Below are 18,519 nucleotides of genomic sequence, written 5' to 3' on the forward strand. Positions count from 1 at the left end.
CTGGGGGCGGAGGTCGCATGAATCGGGGCGGGGCTCAAGGGGGTGGCCCACACTTCCATCATTCCGGGCCGCGCGCGAGCCGGCATTCATCGGGCCGTGCGCAGAACAGTTGGTGACGCTCCGGAAGCTCCCCCCGGCTTTCGGCGGAGCCACGAACCTTGCGGAATACCAGCCTTCGCTCTGTTTTTAGAACGGGCGCCCGATAACTTTGCCCCTGTCCAAGGAGCTAGCAGGGTCCCACCAAACTGCGCGCAGATGGCCCATAACCATACTGAAAAGCTCCCACACCACGTCAGCATGCATGGGGTGAGGCGGTTTACCTTCAGACTGACGCTTCTTTCGCTCGGCGTTTTCTGCTTTGCATAAAATGAAAATCTCCGAGATGTCGGTGACCTCTGGGGTGACTTCGGAGTCCATCTTCAGAAATTCTGTGGCAATCAGATACATGCAATAAGGGTTGGCGCGCTTTAGACTTTGCGCAGTGGCAGAGCACATATCGAGGTGATTTTTCGCTAGGTACGTTTTGCACTCGATGGCAACCACGGGCAAGATCACTGTTAGCGCCGGTGCCGAATCGTCCGATTTACTTGCCATGACCTTGATTGCGACCGTCGCGCCGATTGCAAAGTCCTGGTCTTTCTTACTGATCTTGGGGTTGGGATCTTCGAAAAGGCTTTGGAAGTTTTTGGGCGCGAAAGTCAACGTCAGATAGCTGCTAGTGGCCTTGCCCGCCCAGTAATTCGTTGGTTGGTCGAACTGGAGGATGGCGAAGAGATCCTTGAACAGCCATGAAAACAGCTCTTCAAGCATGGTAGAGCGTAAATTCTCTTGTGGGACATTCTTGCCCGATTCAAAGAGGTAGACCGCTTCGTTCCGATAAGCGTTAAATGCTTCGACGAGCGCAAACACGCTGTTCTTATCAGACACGACTAGGCTGAGAGCAGCAGTCGAGAACTTCTCATAGGAACCCAAAATTGATGCTAGCGTTGGATTATCCTTCGCCTTTCTTCGCAACAGGCTGCCGTGCGGTGAACGCAGAGGAGCGCTAGGCTGAATTTTGGTCATTTTAGCGCGGGATTTCCAAGAATTAACCGACCGTTCGGCACCCGAAGCGTTAGGTCCTTGTGTACGGACTGTTGCGACACTATCGAAGCGAAGACGTTTTTGATGATCTCTTCAACTAGCTCTGCATCGATTTTGTTCGCATCGTTTGACTTACGCCAAGCTGAGCGCTTCTGCTTTCGTAGAATGAAGATTTCGTCGATCTCACTTGATGCGTAACTGTGAGCGGCGAGGTCAAAGTCGGCAAACTCGCCGATCGCATAGTACAAGCAATGTGGAAACGTGCTTTTCATCGAAGCGACCGAATAGTCCACGCCAGAGACCATATTCTTGTCGAAGTAGGTCTTCGCTTCCGCTGCAAACAACGGAATGCAGAAACCTGCGAGCTGTGTGTCGTCCGCCGTCAGTTTGATCTTTTTGACGACGGCAATGTCTACTCGCTGCATTCTCGGGACAATGACACCGGGTCGCTTTAGGTCAAATGCAATTTCTATTGCGAGGTCCGTTTGCCCGCTTGCTGCGAATGGCAATTTGTTGGTCTCAATATACTTATGGAAAATCCTCAAGAAAAAATCAGGTATAACGCTTGTCTTGAAATCGGACTGGCTAACGAACTTGTCGTTCTCCTTCACCCTCAACAACGCGAGATAACGCTCGAGCGCGACAACTGCCTTTGGAATGTGGGCGTGAAGATTCTCGGAATCTACGGCCGAAGCTGCTTTTGCAAACTTCAGAAATTCAGGCACGATTGTCTTAAGAACCGGCAGAGTGTCTTTTTTCGCATGCTTGATCTGGTGCAACAGATTGTAAGCATGCGGTGTTACCTGTGGAATGCAGCAACCTTCGACAAGTTCAATCAACCCAGATTCTTTAGAACTCATCGCAGAGCTCCAGGAGTGTCTCGCCAATCGCACGCGCCAGCGGAGGCGGAACCGCGTTTCCTATCTGGTTATACTGAGACAAGCCGATTTCGTCGGTTCTTCCTTCACGCTCAAGCAATTTCCGACTCATCAAAGTCCGCGGACCGGTGAATACGAATGAGTCAGGAAAGCCCTGAAGGCGCGCGCCTTCCCGAGCAGTGAGCATCCTGTGCTGATGCGGGTGGACGTGTATGGTTTGAAAATTAGCTGGCACCGAGATGGATGGCCGCTTCGGATTGATCCGAGTGCAGTTCATTTTGTAGCGTTGGCCGGCGTCAATGAGTCCGGAATTCCGCTTTCTCTGCCCATGCTCGCTGGATACATCCTTCATTGAGTCGCCGTGGCCGATGACCGCGAGACGGGCGAGCATGCGAGGCGTATGCTTCATGGCGACGTGGTTCGCCACCCCAGAAGACGAGCGCCGCATTAGCAGTTGATACTTGTTTTGAGCTGCTCTCGGATACGGAACTACCTCATCTGTTCCCTCGCCAGGGTTTAAAGTTGGCAAATCGCCAAAGCAAACAGAAGAGGCTAGCCGACTGAGCTTGCGACGCTGAATCAAAGGCTCGAATGCTTTCAGCGCGTCCTCATCTCTAGATGAAATCACAAAAACACGTTCTCGAAGCTGAGGAACGCCGAAATCAGCGGCCTGAAGGCGCACAACAGTGGAGAAATACCGAGCTTCTTGAAGACTTGCGAGGTATGCATCCAGAGCCATACGGGCGCCAGACAGTTTGCCCGACAAGATACCTCTAACGTTCTCCAAAACGGCAAATCTTGGGCGCACGCATTTCACGACGCGAGCCATCTCCAAAACAAGCGCATTCCTCGCGTCTAGGCGGCCGTATTGGAGAGGGCCAGCCACTGAAAAGCCTTGGCAAGGGGGGCCGCCTGCCACGATGTCCACGTCAGAAAAATGCGACCGGAGCCATCTGTCAGAACATTCCTCAACAGAGCGATTTGCTACAACACTGCTGCTGAAATTCCTTTTGTAAGTCGATGCTGCAAATCGATCGGCCTCCACTGAGCCAGCAACCGATACGCCAGCTTGCTTCAGCCCAAGAGAGAAACCGCCTGCCCCTGAGAAGAGGTCTAATGCTGTAAGCGTCAAGCGAACACCGTTTTCGTTAGCGCCTGTCCGATGACAGCGCCCATGCGGGGAGGGACTGCATTTCCGACTTGGTTCAGTTGATTCAGTCCCATGTCTTCCACCAAGCCTTTCCTGGCCAAGAGCTTGGATGAAAGCGTGGTGCGCTTACCAAAAAAGCGGAACCAGTCGGGAAAGGTTTGAAGTCGGGCTGCTTCGCGAACAGTCAGATTGCGATGCTGAAAGGGGTGCAGGCACGTCGAATACATGAAGGCAGTGATGGTGGGCGACGGACGGTTAGGATCAACCCGCCTATGGTTTTGATGGAATCGAGTGCCTTCTTGTGTCGTGTCCCCTCGTTTGCGAGCCGAGTGCTCGTCCCAAACGGACAAACCATTTCCACCTATCGGGATGGCAGCGAAACGGCGAACTAGACGTTCGGAGTGCCGCATGGATACGTGATTGTAGACGCTTCCAGCCGATCGTCCCCGCAAAACCTCTTGAAAAGGGGTCTGCGGAGGAACTGTGTAGTCAACCGCATCGTCCTCATCCAACATTCCTGGTCCCGTAGGCGGAAGATCGGAGATAGCTTCTTCTACCGAAATCCAACGGCTCTGCGCCAACAATGGCACATCAGGTCCGCTGTGAGAGCGAAAGGAGAGCAAGTCGGGCAGCCTTCCTTTTTTCGCAGCCATGAGGAACAGTCGGCGTCGGTTTTGCGGCACCCCGAAGTCGGCACAATCGGCAATGAAATAACGAGCATCGTATTTTTGCTCTGCGAGCTTCTCTAGAACGGACTCGAGCAACAGTTGGCCTGACTCCAGGCGATAGCCCGTAAACGGAGGCACGTTTTCTAAGACGATAGCGCCAGCCTTAAGACGGAAGGCCGCCTCCAAAAATCGAAATACCTCCAGGTTGCGCGTATCACCCGCGTTACGCCGATTGGCGGCAGTCACAGAAAATCCCTGGCATGGCGGGCCTCCCACCACTAGATCGACCCCCTTGTGCTTGGCGAAGAAGTCGTCGGGCAGCTCGGCAACGCTGCTGACAACCACTTTCCCGCAATCGACGTTATTGGAGAATGTGGTTGCGGCCCACTTGTCTTGCTCCACGGCGGCTTCTATCCGGAACCCTGCCTCCGATAGCCCGACAGACAACCCACCCGCCCCCGCATATAGATCGACGGCGCTCAACCTTTTTTTTGCACTCATCTGGTCTCAAGTCGCGCACTGCGAATCGTTTCACAATTATCGTTGTCTCACTTGCAGTTTCAATCCGCCACTGATCCTTGAAAATGTGCCCAGCAATCGCTGGTCGCGCCTGGCGACAGCACTTGCCCCAAATACATGATGTCACTACAAAAGGTCTTAGCGGCAAAAGTTGAGTTCTATCAATGGGTAATATTCCGGGTGTTAGTACCCACTCAACTGTACAAGCCCTGCCAATGGCCTAAACCTGCTTCCCCGCAATGATCTCCTGCAACGTCGCCACATGCCGCGCGAAGGCCCCCCGGCCGGCGGCCGTGGCCGTCACCGTCGTCTGCGGCTTCTTCCCCACGAACGCCTTCTCCACTGACACATACCCGGCCTTGGCCAGCGTCTCGATATGGGCGCCGAGATTGCCGTCGGTGGCGCCGGTGAGCTTCTTGAGCCGGGAGAATTCGAGACCGGCGGCGGTGGCGGGCAGCGAGTTCAGCGCGGCCATGATCTTGAGCCGCAGCGGCTGGTGGATGATGTCGTCGAGCTCGGCCACGGCGCTAGCTCCGTCGCATCCAGAGGCCGCCGAGGATCAGGCCGCCGCCATTGACGACTGCCATCCACGGCACGAATGCGTCGCCGGCCACGAAATAATAGCCGACCAGGGTCAACACCGTGATGCACACCGCAATTGCGACGAAGGCGTAGGCGAGCCATAGCCCCGCAAGCGCATAGAACAGCATGAAATAGATCGTCCAGAATGCGACCTGCTGCCGTGGCGAGAAATGTCCGAGGACCAGCGAGCAGAAATAGCCAAAGGCGATGCACAGCAGGAAGGCAACGAACATCCGCCGGTCGAAGCTGCCGCGGACGCCCGTGCTGGCCTGTTTGGACGCGCTGATGGCAAACGATCCGGTAAGGCCGAGGACATAAACGGCGAACCAGATGGGGTAGCCCTCACGCGGCCAGAGCCAGGTGGCGATATTCGCGGCGAACACCAGGGCGCCCCAAAGGATCATCATCTGGCTTGCGATGTCGTAGACCCGCGATCGCCGAACGCGATGAACCATGTCGTCGATTTCGGCCAGCGCTTCGGATGCCTGCTTGCTGTCGATCATGGCAGCCCCCATCAACCCGGCATCGCCGCAACATCGCGCGGGCGGTCGCTGGCAAGACGTCGTCTGCGGCCAATGGTGCGCATGAGCGCGTAACCGATCAGGAACATCAGGGCTTTGCTGACGATGCCGTAGATCGACATGGCCGCCGACCAGGTCGCGACGTCGAAATTGAGAGCCACGATCACGTTCAGCGCGGCAGAAAAGAACATCAGGCCCGACCAGGCGTACCCGACGATGATTGCGATGTCGGGCACCAGCTCGATCGCGATCGGCGGCAGATAGCGGTTCATCCAGCCGCGCTTCAGCATCACGATGCCGACGACGACGTAGATCACGCTCGGCTTGATCATGACGAAACGCGGATCGTCAGTGATCAGCGTGACGGTGCCGGCGCCGAGCACCAGGAACAGGCTCATCCATTGCATCGTGTCGATCGGCTTGCGGCGCGCGACCTGCCAGCCGATCTGGGCGATGCCCAGTGCCATGCCGAGCACGACCGACAGGGTCACATTGTGGGTCAGCAGATAGAGCACGAGAAAGAACAGCGTCGCCGCCATGTCGAGCAGCAACAATTTTCCGGCTTCGAACAGGTTTTTCATGACCGGCCAGCTCCCCGCGTCGCCACGTCCTCGGCGATCGCGTTGACAGCCTTCGGGCTCGTCACCATGCCCATGTGGTTGATGCCGTCGATGACCTTGACGTCGACCGACGGCTTCACCGCCTGCACCACTTCAGCATATTTGTCCGAGATCATCATCTCGTCCTCGGCGCCACTGATGATCGTGATCGGACGCGTGGTTGCCGGAAGATCGACGCGATAGCCGCGCGTCGCGAAATTGCGCGTCAGGCGATCCGAATAAATGGAGACGAGGTACTTCGCCGAGGTCGGCGGCACCGCCAGGGCCAGCACCGGAAGCTGCGAGCAGCAGTCGATGCCGAGCTTGCGCAGCGCCGTCAGACCGAAGAACCGCGGGACATTGAAATTGGCCCAGCCGCCGGCGTTCGGCCGGTTGGTCGGCGCGTCATAGCCGAGATAGGGCGCGAGCAGCACGGTGCGCACGAACATGTCCTGCATGATCGGCGTCGCGGCGACGCGCAGCGAGAAACCGGCACCGGCGGAATGGCCGATCAAGGTGAGCGGCAGGTCCGGCGCGGTCTTGCGAATCTCGGCGACGAAATCGACGAGGTCGTCCTCGAGCTGGCCGACATAGCCGATATCGCCGCGGGTGCCGGAGCCGCCATGGCCGCGGATGTCGAGCGCCCAGGTCTCCACCCCGCGCGAGGCGATCGCGTGGGTCAGCGCATGGTTGACGGTGCCGCTGGAGCCGGACGAGCCATGGATGAAGATCGCCCCCCGGCCTGCCGCCGGGCCGTTCGCTGCGTAATGGCGGAAGCCGATCCAGGTGCCGTCGCGGGCCTGGAAGCGCTCCAGCGCCGGCAACGTGGACCAGTCGATCCCCTTGGCGGAGTCGGAGACCGACCGCATCTCAGGCGGGCGCTCGAGCGGCGTTGCGATCATCGCTGTCAGGATCAGCGCCACGCCGCCGACCGCACACAGGACCCATTTCAGGCCATTCAAAATGCCGCGCAGCAACCGGACCGCCATTGTTCCATCTCCTCAAACGCATCAATCAATAGAGAACTCTATATAACAGAGTACTCTTTTAATCAACCTCTGGATTGGCGCCGCGCGGCGAAAATCCTTAACGTCGGGTCTGACCCCAAAATGCCGAATCGTGTGCCGATGCCGCCTGCGGAACAACTGAACAACGCGTTTGAATTCACCGTCTCCGAGCTCTCCCAGTCCCTGAAGCGGACGGTGGAGGATACCTACGGCCATGTCCGGGTCCGCGGCGAGATCTCGGGGTTCCGCGGCGCCCACTCCTCCGGCCATTGCTATTTCGCGCTCAAGGACGAGAGCGCCAAGATCGAGGCGGTGATCTGGAAGGGCGTGCACGGCCGGATGCGCTTCAAGCCCCAGGAGGGGCTCGAGGTCATCGCCACCGGCAAGCTCACGACCTATCCGGGCTCCTCGAAATACCAGATCGTGATCGAGGCGCTGGAGCCGGCCGGCATCGGCGCGCTGATGGCGCTGATGGAGGAGCGCAAGAAGAAGCTCGCCGCGGAAGGATTGTTCGACGAAGCGCGCAAGCAGCTGCTGCCGTGGCTGCCGGAGGTGATCGGCGTCGTGACCTCGCCGACCGGCGCCGTGATCCGCGACATCCTGCACCGGCTGGAGGACCGCTTTCCCCGCCATGTGCTGGTGTGGCCGGTGAAGGTGCAGGGCGACGGCTCGGCCGAGCAGGTCGCGGCCGCCATCCGCGGCTTCAACGCGCTGCCTGAAGGCGGCAAGATTCCGCGCCCCGACGTGCTGATCGTCGCGCGCGGCGGCGGCTCGCTGGAGGACCTCTGGTCGTTCAACGAGGAGATCGTGGTGCGGGCGGCCGCCGAGAGCATGATCCCGCTGATCTCGGCGGTGGGGCACGAGACCGACATCACGCTGATCGATTTCGTCGCCGACAAGCGCGCGCCGACGCCGACGGCGGCGGCCGAGATGGCGGTGCCGGTGCGCAGCGAATTGTTCGTCGAGGTCGCCGATCTCGGACGCCGCACCCGCGCCTATTGGCAACGCAGCCAGGAGAGCCGCCGCAGCGAGCTGCGCGCCGCCGCACGCGCGCTGCCCGCAGCCGGCGATCTGCTCGCCATTCCGAGGCAACGGCTGGATTCGGCGGGCGCATCCCTGCCCCGCTGTCTCAAGGCCAACACCCACGCGCATTTCCGAAGGTTCACCGCCGCGAGTTCAAAGCTGACGCTGCGGGTGCTGCACGGCCAGATCTCGCAGGCCGACCACCGGCTCACCGTGTGCGGCGAACGGCTCGGGCTGTCCGCGCGCTCGCTGCTGCGCCGTCGCCGCGACCGCTTTGCCGGACTCGAGGTTCGCCTGCGCGCCTCAAAGCTCTCCAATGCGCAGGCGCAGCGCAACGCGATTGCCCGCCAGCGCGAGCGCACGCAGCGTCTTGGCGAACGCGCCGGCCGCGCGCTGGTGACGTTGCTGCAGCGGTTAGAGGCCCGCGTCGAGAACAGCGGCAAGCTGCTGTCCGCACTGTCCTATCGCAGCGTGCTCGCGCGCGGCTTTGCTCTGGTGCGGGACGAGGCGGGACATCCGCTGCATGCGGCGGACAGCATCGGGCCGAATGCGCGGCTCGAGATCGAGTTCGCGGATGGACGTGTTGCGGCGACCGCGGACGCGGATCGGCCCGCCCCAACGACAAAGCGTGCGCCGTCGCAAGCAAAGCCGGCTGCGGCGGACGCAAAGGCCGCGCCGAAGCGTGTGGGCAAACCGGTGGATCAGGGCAGCTTGTTCTGAGGTGTGAGAACGGCGCTCCACCCTCGGTGTCATTCCCCGCGAAAGCGGGGAATCCAGTACGCCGCAGCTTCTCGATGACTCACAGCCGCCTCGGCGTACTGGATCGCCCGGTCAAGCCGGGCGATGACAGCGATTGTGTGGGTCGCGCGTGTATTCCCAAGCGTCATTGCGAGGAGCTCGCGACAAAATTGCGTAGCAATTTTGCGCTGAAGCGACGAAGCAATGACGGAGCATGTGGGGACAGCATGCCCCTACCGACACGACAATCCCGCGTCGATCGTGGTCCAGAAGCCGCAATGGTCCGGCGCGCGCTGGGGGGCGCCGGCATGGGCTTCATACAGGAAGATCGCGACGGTGAAGACGGCCAATGCGGAGAAGAGCGTGAGACGGTTGCGCATGAGGATTGCGTTTAATCGACATCGTGGTCGAACTAAGGCGCCGTCACGTGCTGAAACCCGCGCCGTGCGCGATCCGTAGATTCCCGGTCGGCCATCTCAGTCCGTGCAGGGCGGTGGTCGATGCGGGGCTGTCCGCCTGAATTTGTTCCTCGGGCGGCCCCGCTTTGGAAGACCTGTAGCCCGGATGGAGCGAAAGCGTAATCCGGGTTCATGCCACGCGCTGCACTGTCCCGGATTGCGCTGCGCTCCATCCGGGCTACGGCGCTCCCGCTACCGCGCCAGCCACTGCGCGACGTCCTTCTGCGACTCCGCGCGCGCCTGCGCATCCGTGCCGAGATGACCGCGCTCGGGTGCGGCGGCATCGTTGCTGCCGCTGGCCGCGTGCAGCGGCGTGTTGGCGCGGTCGAAATCGTGATAGGCGCCCGGGTAGACCACGATGCGTGCGAGCGCGCTGCGGCCATGCGCGCCCTCGACCATCTGGCGGCAGGCCGGCGGCGAGGAGACATCGTCATTGGCGCCGATCAGCACCAGGGTCGGCACCCGCGTGCTCCAGCCGAGACCCGCGGAGATCCGGCAGTCCGGATAGAACGCGATCGCGGCGCGGAAATCGGGTCCCACCTCGCGCGCCGCGCTCTGCGGCCGCACCGCCCAGAGCAGCGCGCTCGCGCCATTGGCCCAGCCCATCAGGCTGACGCGATCGCGCGCCACCCAGGACTGCTTCATCAGCCAGGCGCGCGAGGCCGCAATATCGGTGACGCGCTCACGCCGCGCCTTGACGTGCATCTCCTTGACGCGGCATTGCGGCCCGAGCTCGCGCGAGCCGTAGCTGTCCGGCAGCAGCACGGCATTGCCCGCCCTGAGCAGGCGCTCGGCCCACTCGCGATAGTGCGGCAGCACGGGATCGGAATGGCTACCGAGGCCTCCGCAGCCGTGCAGCGCGATCACGGCCGGAAACGGCCCCGCACCTTCAGGCTTGTAGAGCTGCGCATGCAGCACGCCGGACGCCAGCGGAATATCGACCGGCTGCGGCGCCGGCGCGGCACGCGCGGCCGACATCAGCAGCGTCAGGAACAGGGCGGTCAGTCGAAGGCGCATCGGACTCTGCCATAGGAGATGCCGGAACCAGCGGTCCTTCGCGCAAGCACTATCATGCGGAAACGGCGGCAAAACATCACAAACCGGTGGGTTTACCGGGCGGACAAGCCACCCTATCTATGCTACATCCCGTCCAACACACCGTGCCCTCCAGTTTCGACGGAGAGGCCTTCCACGGAGACTTTCGACCGTGCTGAACAAGTTCGGCCCCTCGGGCCATGGCGAAGCGCAAGTGCAATATCTCGACGGCGACTTCCGCGTGATCTCGCCGGGGACCTTCGTGCGCTGTGCCATCACCGACACGCGGATTCCGCTCGACGAGCTGAAGTACTGGAGCGTGGATTTGCAGGAAGCCTACGCCACACCCGCCGCGGTGCTGCAGCGGCATTTCCCCGGCGCGCCGAAGCCGCAGCAATGATCCTTCCGCTCCCGTAGGGTGGGCAAAGGCGCAACGCGCCGTGCCCACCATCTCTCCATGACCGCGATGGACAAGGTGGGCACGCGTTGCTTCGCCCCGCCGACGAGAGCGAGTTGGTGGCGTCGTTCTGCTATTGCTGCTCGGGACCATCCGCACCCACGCAAGTCTTGATCGCGCTCTTCCTGGCTTCGCCGACGACCTTCTGATCGATCGCCTGCTTCAGGCAATCGAGCCGCGCCTGCGCCATGCAGAGCTGCAGCTGGTCGCGCTTGTCCTGACCTTTCAGGCTTGCCGTCGTGGCCAGACACGTGACGCGCTTGGTCGCGGGAACCGGCACCGTGCTGGTTGGAGCAGCGGGAGCTGCCGCAGGCGGCGTTTGCGCGAAGACGGGCGCAACGATCAGACACACAAGGCTTGCGGCAACGGTCCCAGACGGCAGTTTCATCGAATTCTCCCGATCGTCGGAAACCGATAGGCGCATTGCGATGAATGTCGCCTGAATGGCAGGCTGCTGCAGGGTGGGCAAAGCGCAGCCGTGCGGCGTGGCACGAGCGGCGCAGCTTTTCGCGCGTCATGGCGATGAGACGACGTTCGCATGCACATGAACTGCGAGTCTCACGGAGGAAAGATCTCCGCCGTGTCGATTCGCGTTGCATCGACGAGTGCTTGCACTCCGAGGTAAGTCAATTCGCGCTGTGGTGGATTCTTTGTTGCGATCCGGCGCCCTTAAGTTGTTTGACGAAGTCTGAATGAAACAGAGCGCTGCTATAATGCATGTTAGGTAATTGGCCCTGTTCTTTTTATCGCACAGACAATCAAGTCAACCAAACGGCCCTCGAGCTTTGGAATTGGCGCAGTCTGTGAACGGGCTCATAACGAAGAGCCATCCGACGGGCTACGATCACCTCGAAAATTCGCGGTGGAATATCTGTAGATCGAAAGTCGAGCGATGGGGGTGATCATGCCCACCATATTGGACCTGCTCTATCGTGAATATTGCCGCGCCCGTCTCGCTGAAATGCGCAAACAGCTTCTGATCGCGGCTGAACGCGCCGAAGCTCACGAAGCGCATCATCATCCTGCGGATCAGGGTGACGATGAAGGGACGGACGCACATCGCAAGACCGGTCGCGGCTTGCCGCATTGAAGTGGCCGAGACCGGCGATCTCTCCCGCGTAGCAGTGACCAAGCAATTGGCAACAGTTTGGGAGTGAGCAATGAATACACCCGAGTGCTATACCATCGTCGTGGCCTGCGTCTCGTGCCTGACCATTATTGGATTAATGGCCGCTGGGGCGTGGTGAGCATGACTGACTGCCGAGCCGCGATACCGGTTCGCGTGAAGAAGGCGCATCCAAGAGGGGAATCCAGAGCTCCGGTTCTGCTTCAATCAGAACCGAAGCTCTAAAGCGCGATGCGATCAGGATGAATCGTCATCGCGCTTTGGGTTGGTTCAAGCAGGATTTTTTCGAAAAACCGCTGCGCACTTTTCCGGATCATGCTTGAGGTCCGGATGTCAGCTTCCGGGCGGGGTATACGAAGAACGCAGCTTCGCCGCGTTCTGACGGACCTGCTTGATCTCGTCCTGCGTGAACAACCTGGTCAGTTTCACATTCTGCAGGGTGCCCGCGGAGACGGTCAGGCCGGAAATGGCCGGAGCCGCACCCGGATCAGGCACATCGAAAATCACCAAAACCCCTGGGCCGTCGGCCGCAACGCTGTACATCGAAAGCAGCTTTCCGCCGGCTGCTTCGATGAGCTTTCTTGCCGCCTCCTGGCGATCGGTCGTGGGATTCTCCAAAATGGCATTGAGAGCGCGTGGTGTGTATTGTCCGGTGAGGCAAAAATGCATGGCATGTTCTCCTCTGGGTTTTTGGCAATGATTCTCCCTGCCGTTCCGAACTGATCGTTACGGCCGCTGCATCTGAAATGATGAAGGTACTGCCCGCCGTGGGCATGAACGCCGCCGATGATTTCCGGGAGTTCGGCACGTCCCGGTGACGGCTCTCATGGAAGGCTACATCAACTCCCCAACGTGCGGAAGAGAATTCATCAGCCGCGACATGTTGCCCGATCAATTGTCGAATACCGCATGGCGTTGGATGAATTGCTCTTTGGGCTACCCACCCAACGGGATCATCGCCTGCCGAACCGCCGCTCGCGCGCCTTGTAGAGGTGATCGCTGATCAATTGCCGGAGCGCTGCCGGATCATCGAATTCGAGCTGCACAGCAAACGGCACGATGCTGTCAGGCAGGCCATCGCGGCCGCGGAGACGCGCGAGATCCTTTTCCGTCGTCACCAATGTGTGCTGCTCGCGCTGCGCCTCCGCTGCGAGAGCTGCGATCTCGTCGTTTGAAAACATGTGATGATCGGCGAAGGCGCGCGTGCGCGCGACCTCGATGCCGCAGGCGCGCAAGCTGCGGAAGAATCGTTCGGGATCGCCAATGCCCGCGAACGCGAACACCGGCTTGCCCAACAGTCTTGCGACCGACTCCGCGTCCGGCCTCAGGCGCGCACGCAGCTCGGGCTTGCTGCGCTTGGCAAGCTCAGCCGCGACATCGTTGGCGGCGCGGCCGTCGCCGATCAACACCAGCGCATCGGTGCGCGCAAGCTGCGCCTTCAGCGGCGCGCGCAGCGGGCCGGCGGGAAACACCTTGCCGTTGCCGAGGCCACGTTCGCTATCGATCACGATCAGCGAGGTGTCCTTGACCAGGCGCGGGTTCTGGAAGCCATCGTCCATCAGGATGACGGTGGCGCCTTGCGATTTGGCGAGCGCGACACCCTCGAGGCGGTCACGCGCGACAGCGACCGGGACATCGCGCGCCATCATCAACGGCTCATCGCCGATGTCGGAAGCGGTGTGGCGAGCGCGGTCGACCATGACCGGGCCCTCCAGCCGTCCGCCATAGCCGCGGCTGAGCACCACCGGCGTCTCGCCGAGCTCGCGCAGCAGCTTCATCAGCGCCAGCACAGTCGGGGTCTTGCCGGCGCCGCCGACGTGATAATTGCCGACGCAGATCACGGGGATGCCGGCATCCACGCCTTGGCGCAGCATGCGCCGTTCGGTGATTGCGCCGTAGAGGGCTCCGAGCGGCCATAACGCGTACGACGGGAGGGAGCGTGGCCGGTACCAGAAGGCCGGCTCACGCATTGGCGGCTCCCATCTCGATCCGCAGCTGCAGCAGATACGGCTCGAGCGCGGCCATGGTGCGATTGAGCGCGCCGCCGAGGTCCTCGACCACGCCTGAGCCCGCGCGCTGCATCTTGTCGCGCAAGGTGGGATCGGCCAGCAACTGGCCGAGCTGCTTGACCAGCGCCTCCTGCGTGTCGGCCTGGCGCGCACCGCCGCTGCCGTCGAGCGCCTCATAGACATCGGCGAAGTTGAAGACGTGCGGGCCATGCACGATCGCGGCCCCGAGCTTGATCGCCTCGATCGGATTCTGGCCGCCATGGCGGATCAGCGATCCGCCCATGAACACGATCGGCGACAGCCGGTAGAACAGGCCGAGCTCGCCCATGGTGTCGGCGACATAGATGTCGGTGGTCGCGGTCGGCAGCTCCTCGCGCGAGCGCAATGCCGGCTTCAGGCCCGAGGCCGTGATCAAGCCAGCGATCGAGGAGCCGCGATCGGGATGCCGCGGCACGATCACGGTGAGGAGCTGCGGGAAGAAGCCGGACAGGCTGCGATGCGCCGCGACCAGCATCTCGTCCTCGCCCGGATGGGTCGAGGCCGCGACGATAATGGGACGCCCCCGCGTCATCGCCATCAGCCGTTCGAGCTTGGCGGGATCGGCCGGCGGCGCCGGCACGTCGAGCTTGAGATTGCCCGTGGTGACGACGTCGCGGCCGCCGAGCGTGGAGAAGCGTTCGGCATCGGTTTTCGACTGCGCGAGACAGATGTCGAAACGCGACAGCAGCGCCGAGATGGTGCCCTGCATGCGGCGCCAGCGCGGGAAGGAGCGCGGCGACATCCGCCCGTTGATCAGCACCATCGGCAGGCGGCGCGCCGCGCCCGCCAGGATCAGGTTCGGCCACAGATCGGATTCGATGAACAGCGCCAGCGACGGCTTCCAATGATCGAGGAAGCGCGCGACATAACGCGGCGAGTCGTACGGCACGTATTGATGGATGACATCGGGCGGAAAGCGCTTTGCGACCACAGCGGCCGAGGTGACGGTGCCCGAGGTAAGCAGGATGCGTAAGTTGAGATCGCGCAAACGCTCGATCAGCGCCGCCGCGGCCAGCACCTCGCCGACACTGGCGCCGTGAATCCAGACCAGCGGACCATGCGGCCGCACGTCCCGGGACAGGCCGCGCCGCTCGCCGACGCGCGCGGGATCCTCCTTGCCCTGCTTCAGCCGCCGCTTGATCAGCGCCGGTGCAAGCGGCACCAGCCCGGAGGCCAGGCGCCGATACATCCGCAGCGTGATCGGCAGCGCAATGGGCAGCGATTTAGGCATCTTGCGGTCCCGGGCGGCCGAGTTGCGCATAGGCGCGGCGGGTCGCCTCGTTCAACGTCTCTTCCAGCTCCTGCCGCAACGCTTCCATCATGGCGGCGTCGGCATCTGCGGGAACGTGAATTTCCTTGATGCCGACCAATGCGCCCCGCCCGAATGGCAGATTGATGGTGGTGCGGTCCCAGTTCTTGAGCCGGATGAAGCGGCTGGTCGCCATCGCGAAAGGCATGATCGGCCGCCCCGATTCCCGTGCCAGCATGATGATGCCGAGCCCGGCCACGCGCGCGCGCTTGGGGACATCGGCGGTCAGGGCGACATTACAACCGTCCTGGAGCGTGCGCACCATTTCCTTGAAGGCGCCGACCCCACCCTTGCGATGGAAGGCGCTGCCGTGATCGCCGGAACCGCGAATCAGGCCGATGCCGAGCCGCTCCACCGCGATGGCGTTGAACTCGCCGTCGCGGTGGCGGGAGATCAGGACCTTGGCGCGATAGGAGGCCTTGTTCTGGTTCTTGATGAAAGGCGTGAGGAAATGCTGGCCGTGCCAGAACGCGAAGATCGCAGGGAGCTGCGGCTCAACCTGCGCATAGACGTCGGGCGGATCCAACGTGAATTGGTTGGTCCGCCAGACCAGACGCAGATATTCAGCCGCCAGCACCCCGACGGCACGCTGAAACCAGCTGCTTCGCAGCGTATTGCGAAGCAGCTTTTTCAACGCGCCGGTTCTTGATTCGGGTCGAGCAGCCGGTGGAGATGGACGATGAAATAGCGCATCTGCGCATTGTCGACCGTGCTCTGCGCCTTGGCCCGCCAGGCGGCGTGCGCGGTCGCATAATTCGGATAGAGGCCGACGATCTCGACGTCGTCGAGGTTCTTGAAGATGTTGTGCTCGAGATCGACGAGCTCGCCGCCGACGACGAGGTGAAGCAGTTGTTGCGGGGCACTATCTGGCATGAGTTCTGTTCCTAACGGGCTGCCCGGCAAAGCAGTGTTCGACAAGCACGACGAATAGCGCTTCAGGCCAAGGGGCGGTTTCGAAAATGCGCGACAATGCTCGCATGACGATCGCGTCCCGCTGCCACCAGCACCCCGTGCGTAACTTCCCTGCGGTTATAGAGGATGGGGTCTCCGGAGAGGTCGCTCATCCTACCATCCGCTTCCTGCACGATCAAATCGGCCGCCGCAAGGTCCCAATCATGGCTGTTGCCCCCCGCAAAAGCCGCATCCAGCCCGCCATGGGCGACCCGGCACAGGCGTAGCGCGAGCGAGCCGATTCGCGGATGCAGCTTGATCTCGCGGCCGGAGCTGTTGAGGCGCTCGACCATCGGTTTCGGGCCGGCGACACGGGAGAAGTCGAGCGCCGATCCGGGCGAAGCCCGCACGGCTGCGCCGTTGAGCGTGGTGCCCTGGCCGCGTGCGGCGAAGAAGAACTCATCGGTCGTCGGCGCGAACACCGCGGCCAGCACCGGCGCGGCGTCCTCGACCAGCGCGACGCTGACGCACCAATCGTCATGGCCGTTGAGGTAGTTGCGCGTGCCGTCGATGGGATCGACGATCCAGGTCAGCCGCCGCGACAGCCGCGCCGCATCGTCGGCACTCTCCTCCGAGAGCCAGCCATAATCCGGCGTCGCACTGCGCAGGCGCGCTTCGAGCAGGTCATTGACGGCGATGTCAGCTTCCGACACCGGCGAGGACGCGCCCTTGATCCATTTCTTCAGCTCGGTGCGAAACATCGACTGCGCCAGCGCGCCCGCTTCCCGCACCGTGTCTTGCAGCAGCGCCGCATCGCGCGTCAGGATCGTGTCGTTCGCCTCAACGTCCGCCAAGCGTCAATCCCTCGATGCGCACCGTCGGCGCATTGATACCGTAGCGGAACTCGAGATTGTTCGCGGGCTGCATCGACTTGAAGATCTCGAACAGATGCCCTGCGATCGTCACCTCGCTGACGGGATAGGTGATCTCGCCGTTCTCGATCCAGAAGCCCGAGGCGCCGCGGCTGTAATCGCCGGTCACGCCGTTCACGCCGGAGCCGATCAGATCGGTGACGTAGAAGCCCTGCTTGATGTCGGAGATCAGCTCGGCTGGCGTCGGTGTGCCGGGCTCGAGATGCAGATTGTACGGCCCGGGCGAAGGCGAGGACGACACGCCGCGATGGGCATGGCCGGTGGTGGCAAGGCCGAGCTCGCGCGCGGTGGCACAGTCGAGCAGCCAGGTCGTGAGCACGCCCTCGTCGATCAGCGCGATCTTCTTCACGGCAACGCCTTCTGCGTCAAACGTCTGCGAGCGCAGGCCGCGCTTGCGCAGGGGATCGTCGATGATGCGGATGTTCTTCGCAAACAGCTGCTGGCCGAGCTTGTCCTTGAGGAAGCTGGTCTTGCGCGCGATCGAAGCGCCGTTGATGGCGCCGACGACATGACCGACCAGGGAGCCGGCGACGCGCGGGTCGAACACGACAGGCACCTTGCAGGTCTCGACCTTGCGCGGATTGGAGCGCGCCACGGTGCGCTCGCCGGCGGAACGGCCGACGATCTCGGGCGACAACAGGTCGGCGCCATGCGGCGCCGAGGTGAAGTCGTAATCGCGCTCCATGCCGGTGCCTTCGCCAGAGATGGCGGTGGCCGAGATACCCTGGCTGGAGCGCAAATAGGAGCCGTGGAAGCCGGTCGAGGTGACCAGCACCATGCCGCCCATGCCCGCGGACGCCGAGGCACCGCCGGATTTGGTGACGCCCTTCACGGCGAGGGCCGCAGCCTCGGCTTCGAGCGCGCGGCGCTCGAGCTCGCTGGTGGCGGGCACATCGGGATCGAGCAGATCGAGATCGGGAAAGTCGCGCGCGAGCAACGCGGGATCGGCGAGCCCGACATATTTGTCGTCGGGCGCGACGCGCGCCATCGCGACCGCGCGTTCGGCAAGCTTGGTCACGGCATCGCCGCTGACGTCGTTGGTGGAGACCACCGCCTGGCGCTGGCCGACCAGCACGCGCAGGCCGACGTCGTCACCCTCGGAGCGCTCGGATTCCTCGACGCGTCCGTCGCGCACCTCGACGCCTTGCGAGACGCCGCGCACCGCGACCGCGTCGGCCGCATCCGCGCCGGCGCGCTTCGCCGCCTCCACCAGCCGCTGCGCCAGATCCGACAAAGCGGACTGGTCGAACAGGTCGCGGCTGGCCTTTGACCCCTTGGCGGAATCCTTGGACGAATGCGTCGAGCTTGCGGATGGTGAAGAGTTCACGAACGAAATCCTGTTGGGGCGAGGGTTCGGGACCGGAACCCACAGATGTGCCCTGATCGCGCGGACTTCAAGCATTTTCAGCCCGCCAGAAGCTCAGATTCGCACCTTTGGCGCAACGTCTCGTCAATCATGCGCGCCAAGGTCTTGTCAATCATGAGCAGCAGTGAC

The 18,519-nt window shown here is 62.1% G+C and carries 21 protein-coding genes; 3 read left to right on the forward strand and 18 right to left on the reverse strand.

The window, feature by feature from the left end:
- Positions 1-186: 186 nt before the first annotated feature.
- The 8 genes from AABA84_RS02500 to AABA84_RS02535 form a co-directional block, all read right to left on the reverse strand.
- Positions 187-1,065 (reverse strand): Bpu10I family restriction endonuclease, encoded by an 879-nt coding sequence (locus tag AABA84_RS02500; RefSeq protein WP_338311232.1) that lies wholly within the window; start codon positions 1,063-1,065, stop codon positions 187-189.
- Complete coding sequence (locus AABA84_RS02505; RefSeq protein WP_338311233.1) at positions 1,062-1,943, reverse strand: Bpu10I family restriction endonuclease; 882 nt, start codon at positions 1,941-1,943, stop codon at positions 1,062-1,064. The genes AABA84_RS02500 and AABA84_RS02505 overlap by 4 nt, the downstream gene beginning before the upstream one ends.
- Positions 1,933-3,093 (reverse strand): DNA cytosine methyltransferase, encoded by a 1,161-nt coding sequence (locus tag AABA84_RS02510; RefSeq protein WP_338311234.1) that lies wholly within the window; start codon positions 3,091-3,093, stop codon positions 1,933-1,935. Before AABA84_RS02510 ends, AABA84_RS02505 begins: the two co-directional genes overlap by 11 nt.
- Entirely contained in the window at positions 3,090-4,280 is a 1,191-nt protein-coding gene (locus tag AABA84_RS02515; RefSeq protein ID WP_338311235.1) for a DNA cytosine methyltransferase, read from the reverse strand. The genes AABA84_RS02510 and AABA84_RS02515 overlap by 4 nt, the downstream gene beginning before the upstream one ends.
- A gap of 238 nt (positions 4,281-4,518) precedes the next feature.
- Positions 4,519-4,821, reverse strand: coding sequence for a winged helix-turn-helix domain-containing protein (locus AABA84_RS02520; protein ID WP_200470141.1), 303 nt, complete (start codon positions 4,819-4,821; stop codon positions 4,519-4,521).
- 4 nt (positions 4,822-4,825) lie between these two features.
- Positions 4,826-5,383 carry a hypothetical protein gene (locus AABA84_RS02525; RefSeq protein WP_338311238.1) on the reverse strand — a complete coding sequence of 186 codons (558 nt, stop codon included), beginning with the start codon at positions 5,381-5,383 and terminating at the stop codon, positions 4,826-4,828.
- Positions 5,384-5,394: 11 nt separating this feature from the next.
- Positions 5,395-5,982, reverse strand: coding sequence for an inner membrane-spanning protein YciB (locus AABA84_RS02530; protein WP_212248445.1), 588 nt, complete (start codon positions 5,980-5,982; stop codon positions 5,395-5,397).
- Positions 5,979-6,989 carry an alpha/beta hydrolase gene (locus AABA84_RS02535; protein ID WP_338311239.1) on the reverse strand — a complete coding sequence of 337 codons (1,011 nt, stop codon included), beginning with the start codon at positions 6,987-6,989 and terminating at the stop codon, positions 5,979-5,981. The genes AABA84_RS02530 and AABA84_RS02535 overlap by 4 nt, the downstream gene beginning before the upstream one ends.
- Before the next feature lie 138 nt (positions 6,990-7,127).
- On the opposite strand from AABA84_RS02535, the gene xseA reads away from it, so the two are divergent.
- Positions 7,128-8,750: an exodeoxyribonuclease VII large subunit gene (gene xseA, locus AABA84_RS02540; protein ID WP_338311484.1), complete on the forward strand. Its 1,623-nt coding sequence runs from the start codon at positions 7,128-7,130 to the stop codon at positions 8,748-8,750.
- 251 nt (positions 8,751-9,001) lie between these two features.
- Here the strand turns inward: xseA and AABA84_RS02545 are convergent, their stop codons facing one another.
- Positions 9,002-9,148: a hypothetical protein gene (locus tag AABA84_RS02545; RefSeq protein ID WP_338309606.1), complete on the reverse strand. Its 147-nt coding sequence runs from the start codon at positions 9,146-9,148 to the stop codon at positions 9,002-9,004.
- A 270-nt stretch (positions 9,149-9,418) separates the two neighbouring features.
- Complete coding sequence (locus AABA84_RS02550; RefSeq protein ID WP_338311240.1) at positions 9,419-10,243, reverse strand: dienelactone hydrolase family protein; 825 nt, start codon at positions 10,241-10,243, stop codon at positions 9,419-9,421.
- Between the two features lie 190 nt (positions 10,244-10,433).
- Here AABA84_RS02550 and AABA84_RS02555 point away from each other — a divergent pair, with 190 nt between their 5' ends.
- Positions 10,434-10,661, forward strand: a complete 228-nt coding sequence (locus AABA84_RS02555) for a DUF2093 domain-containing protein (protein ID WP_018321926.1) — start codon at positions 10,434-10,436, stop codon at positions 10,659-10,661.
- A 130-nt stretch (positions 10,662-10,791) separates the two neighbouring features.
- Here the strand turns inward: AABA84_RS02555 and AABA84_RS02560 are convergent, their stop codons facing one another.
- Positions 10,792-11,106: a hypothetical protein gene (locus AABA84_RS02560; RefSeq protein WP_212253315.1), complete on the reverse strand. Its 315-nt coding sequence runs from the start codon at positions 11,104-11,106 to the stop codon at positions 10,792-10,794.
- A 516-nt stretch (positions 11,107-11,622) separates the two neighbouring features.
- Here AABA84_RS02560 and AABA84_RS02565 point away from each other — a divergent pair.
- On the forward strand, positions 11,623-11,808 hold the full coding sequence (locus AABA84_RS02565) for a hypothetical protein (RefSeq protein ID WP_212253334.1): 186 nt from the start codon (positions 11,623-11,625) through the stop codon (positions 11,806-11,808).
- A gap of 369 nt (positions 11,809-12,177) precedes the next feature.
- On the opposite strand, the gene AABA84_RS02570 is transcribed toward AABA84_RS02565, so the two are convergent.
- The 7 genes from AABA84_RS02570 to AABA84_RS02600 all read right to left on the reverse strand — a co-directional run bounded on the left by AABA84_RS02570 (position 12,178) and on the right by AABA84_RS02600 (position 18,351).
- Positions 12,178-12,513: a GYD domain-containing protein gene (locus AABA84_RS02570; RefSeq protein ID WP_212253313.1), complete on the reverse strand. Its 336-nt coding sequence runs from the start codon at positions 12,511-12,513 to the stop codon at positions 12,178-12,180.
- A gap of 284 nt (positions 12,514-12,797) precedes the next feature.
- Complete coding sequence (gene lpxK / locus AABA84_RS02575; RefSeq protein WP_338309603.1) at positions 12,798-13,814, reverse strand: tetraacyldisaccharide 4'-kinase; 1,017 nt, start codon at positions 13,812-13,814, stop codon at positions 12,798-12,800.
- Entirely contained in the window at positions 13,807-15,153 is a 1,347-nt protein-coding gene (locus AABA84_RS02580) for a 3-deoxy-D-manno-octulosonic acid transferase (RefSeq protein WP_338311241.1), read from the reverse strand. Before AABA84_RS02580 ends, lpxK begins: the two co-directional genes overlap by 8 nt.
- The gene (locus AABA84_RS02585) at positions 15,116-15,835 is read right to left on the reverse strand and encodes a lysophospholipid acyltransferase family protein (RefSeq protein WP_338311242.1); all 720 of its coding nucleotides are present in this window, start codon (positions 15,833-15,835) and stop codon (positions 15,116-15,118) included. The genes AABA84_RS02580 and AABA84_RS02585 overlap by 38 nt, the downstream gene beginning before the upstream one ends.
- The gene (locus AABA84_RS02590) at positions 15,832-16,074 is read right to left on the reverse strand and encodes a DUF4170 domain-containing protein (protein ID WP_212253305.1); all 243 of its coding nucleotides are present in this window, start codon (positions 16,072-16,074) and stop codon (positions 15,832-15,834) included. The genes AABA84_RS02585 and AABA84_RS02590 overlap by 4 nt, the downstream gene beginning before the upstream one ends.
- A gap of 62 nt (positions 16,075-16,136) precedes the next feature.
- A complete protein-coding gene (locus tag AABA84_RS02595; RefSeq protein ID WP_338311243.1) occupies positions 16,137-16,946 on the reverse strand; it encodes a 3'(2'),5'-bisphosphate nucleotidase CysQ in 810 nt (269 codons plus the stop codon).
- Positions 16,933-18,351, reverse strand: a complete 1,419-nt coding sequence (locus tag AABA84_RS02600) for a TldD/PmbA family protein (RefSeq protein WP_338311244.1) — start codon at positions 18,349-18,351, stop codon at positions 16,933-16,935. Before AABA84_RS02600 ends, AABA84_RS02595 begins: the two co-directional genes overlap by 14 nt.
- Between the last annotated feature and the right edge of the window lie 168 nt (positions 18,352-18,519).

It is taken from the genome of Bradyrhizobium sp. TM239 (genome assembly GCF_036247985.1).
In the GTDB taxonomy this organism is placed as follows: Bacteria; Pseudomonadota; Alphaproteobacteria; order Rhizobiales; family Xanthobacteraceae; genus Bradyrhizobium; species Bradyrhizobium ottawaense.

Excerpts from the sequence above, each read along its gene's own strand:
- AABA84_RS02505 (WP_338311233.1), bottom strand. The coding sequence starts at position 1,943 with ATGAGTTCTAAAGAATCTGGGTTGATTGAACTTGTCGAAGGTTGCTGC.
- AABA84_RS02500 (WP_338311232.1), bottom strand. The coding sequence starts at position 1,065 with ATGACCAAAATTCAGCCTAGCGCTCCTCTGCGTTCACCGCACGGCAGC.
- AABA84_RS02545 (WP_338309606.1), bottom strand. The coding sequence starts at position 9,148 with ATGCGCAACCGTCTCACGCTCTTCTCCGCATTGGCCGTCTTCACCGTC.
- AABA84_RS02590 (WP_212253305.1), bottom strand. The coding sequence starts at position 16,074 with ATGCCAGATAGTGCCCCGCAACAACTGCTTCACCTCGTCGTCGGCGGC.
- AABA84_RS02550 (WP_338311240.1), bottom strand. The coding sequence starts at position 10,243 with ATGCGCCTTCGACTGACCGCCCTGTTCCTGACGCTGCTGATGTCGGCC.
- lpxK (WP_338309603.1), bottom strand. The coding sequence starts at position 13,814 with ATGCGTGAGCCGGCCTTCTGGTACCGGCCACGCTCCCTCCCGTCGTAC.
- AABA84_RS02525 (WP_338311238.1), bottom strand. The coding sequence starts at position 5,383 with ATGATCGACAGCAAGCAGGCATCCGAAGCGCTGGCCGAAATCGACGAC.
- xseA (WP_338311484.1), top strand. The coding sequence starts at position 7,128 with ATGCCGCCTGCGGAACAACTGAACAACGCGTTTGAATTCACCGTCTCC.
- AABA84_RS02515 (WP_338311235.1), bottom strand. The coding sequence starts at position 4,280 with ATGAGTGCAAAAAAAAGGTTGAGCGCCGTCGATCTATATGCGGGGGCG.
- AABA84_RS02560 (WP_212253315.1), bottom strand. The coding sequence starts at position 11,106 with ATGAAACTGCCGTCTGGGACCGTTGCCGCAAGCCTTGTGTGTCTGATC.
- AABA84_RS02535 (WP_338311239.1), bottom strand. The coding sequence starts at position 6,989 with ATGGCGGTCCGGTTGCTGCGCGGCATTTTGAATGGCCTGAAATGGGTC.
- AABA84_RS02580 (WP_338311241.1), bottom strand. The coding sequence starts at position 15,153 with ATGCGCAACTCGGCCGCCCGGGACCGCAAGATGCCTAAATCGCTGCCC.
- AABA84_RS02570 (WP_212253313.1), bottom strand. The coding sequence starts at position 12,513 with ATGCATTTTTGCCTCACCGGACAATACACACCACGCGCTCTCAATGCC.
- AABA84_RS02565 (WP_212253334.1), top strand. The coding sequence starts at position 11,623 with ATGCCCACCATATTGGACCTGCTCTATCGTGAATATTGCCGCGCCCGT.
- AABA84_RS02530 (WP_212248445.1), bottom strand. The coding sequence starts at position 5,982 with ATGAAAAACCTGTTCGAAGCCGGAAAATTGTTGCTGCTCGACATGGCG.